The organism is Pseudomonas mandelii, assembly GCF_002251635.1.
Classification (GTDB): Bacteria; Pseudomonadota; Gammaproteobacteria; order Pseudomonadales; family Pseudomonadaceae; genus Aquipseudomonas; species Aquipseudomonas mandelii_B.
In genome coordinates, this window is record NZ_NMOJ01000049.1 from 1 (window position 1) to 1,815 (window position 1,815).

The window sequence follows — 1,815 nt, forward strand, 5'->3', positions numbered from 1 at the left end:
CGATGAACCCGAATACCCTGACCGAACAGCTGGGCCTTTTCCTCGATGTGCTGGAAACCGGAAGCTTTTCCGCTGCGTCCCGCCGGCATCCGCTGACGCCTTCGGCCGTGGCGCGGCGCATCGACAGCCTGGAAAGTGCGGTCGGTAGCCAGCTGTTCATCCGCAGCACCCACGCCGTGCGCGCGACTCCCGCAGGCTTGGCGTTTGCCGAGCGGGCGCGGCGGATTGTGACGGAATTGCGTCTGGCCCGCGCTGAAGCGGTGTCCCTGAGCAGCGCGCCGGAAGGCTTGATCCGCATCGATGCGCCAGCGGCGTTCGGCCGACGGCATCTGGCGCCGGTGATTGCCGACTTCCTGATGCTCTACCCCGGCCTCGACGTGCAATTGCATTTGATCGACAGTTTTGTCGACATGCAGGGGCTGAATCTGGGCAAGGTTGACCTGGTGCTGCGCGCCGGGCAAATGGCCGACACAAGGCTGGTGGCCACGCCGCTGGCGAGTATGGTGCGCATTGCCTGCGCCAGCCCCGAGTACCTGAAACGTCGTGGCGTCCCGACCGAACCCACGCAGTTGATCGAACATGACGGCCTCGACTGGGACGGCCTGGCGCCACCTTTCGCCTGGCGCTTTGAACGCGACGGGCACATGCACTTGCATCGCCCGGCGCGCATCCGCATGAGTGCCAACAATGCCGAGGCACTGCTCTCGGGCGCTCTCGCCGGGCTGGGTATTGCGCATCTGCCGACCTGGCTGGCCAGTGAATACCTGGTGCGTGGCGAACTGCTGCCACTGTTTTGTGAAAACGGCCTACCCCCCGCGGAATCCACCGGCATCTATGCGTTGCGACTGTCGCAACAACCCAATTCGCGCAGCCGCCTGCTTCTGGAATACCTGAAAACCCGCTTCAGCCCCATTCCACCGTGGGACCTGGCACTGCAAAACACCCTGGACCGGCACTAGTCTAGAATTGTCTGGTGCATTAAAGATTCGTCCGCTAGATTCATGACGATCACTGATCAAGGCTTTGAAATGACCACCGAGCGCAACACCCCGGATAACTGCGATGACCTGCTGCTGGATAATCAGGCTTGCTTCGCCCTGCACTCCACTTCGCTGCTGATGACCAAGGTTTACAAGCCTTTGCTGCAAGCCCTCGGCCTGACCTATCCGCAGTATCTGGCAATGATGGTGTTGTGGGAGCGTGACGGGCTGACTGTAGGCGAAATCAGCACGCGACTGCTGACAGACCCCGGCTCACTGACACCCTTGCTCAAACGCTTGGAGGCCGAGGGATTGCTCAGCCGTACTCGCAGCCGTGAGGATGAACGGGTGGTGATTGTCGAGCTGACAGAACAGGGGCGCGCATTGCGGGAGAAGGCGCGTGGTATTCCCCAATGCATCCTCGGTGCAAGCGGAATGACACTTGAGCGGCTGCAGAAACTTCAAGCGGAGCTGCAAGCGTTGCGCAGCCATTTGCAAGACAGCCTCTAATCCTCAAACCGCCCCCAAATCCCCTGTAGGAGTGAGCCTGCTCGCGATTGCGGTGTTTCAGTCGGCATTGAAATTGACTGACACTCCGCAATCGCGAGCAGGCTCGCTCCCACATTTATTTAGCGGTGTCCTGCCGACCTCATTACCCCCCTTTCGAAAAAACTTTTCGCTGAAAAAACCCTGCCGCAACCGCTCTAACTCAGCACTTCCAGTCCGCGCCTTGCTCCAATCCAAAACTTTTTCAAAAATTTATATTGCGCACTAAATATTTGCGCGATACATTCATCTCGCACTTACTTAGCGCGCAAANATTTAGCGCTAACAA

Annotated in this window: 2 protein-coding genes; both read left to right on the forward strand. The window is 59.2% G+C overall.

Annotation, left to right across the window (positions count from 1 at the left end):
- Positions 1-2 precede the first annotated feature (2 nt).
- Positions 3-959: a LysR family transcriptional regulator gene (locus B7L09_RS07370; RefSeq protein ID WP_094468367.1), complete on the forward strand. Its 957-nt coding sequence runs from the start codon at positions 3-5 to the stop codon at positions 957-959.
- A 69-nt stretch (positions 960-1,028) separates the two neighbouring features.
- Positions 1,029-1,490 (forward strand): MarR family winged helix-turn-helix transcriptional regulator, encoded by a 462-nt coding sequence (locus B7L09_RS07375; protein WP_094468368.1) that lies wholly within the window; start codon positions 1,029-1,031, stop codon positions 1,488-1,490.
- The last annotated feature ends 325 nt before the right edge of the window (positions 1,491-1,815 follow it).

Coding starts and splice junctions, on each gene's coding strand:
- B7L09_RS07370 (WP_094468367.1), top strand. CDS start 3: ATGAACCCGAATACCCTGACCGAACAGCTGGGCCTTTTCCTCGATGTG.
- B7L09_RS07375 (WP_094468368.1), top strand. CDS start 1,029: ATGACCACCGAGCGCAACACCCCGGATAACTGCGATGACCTGCTGCTG.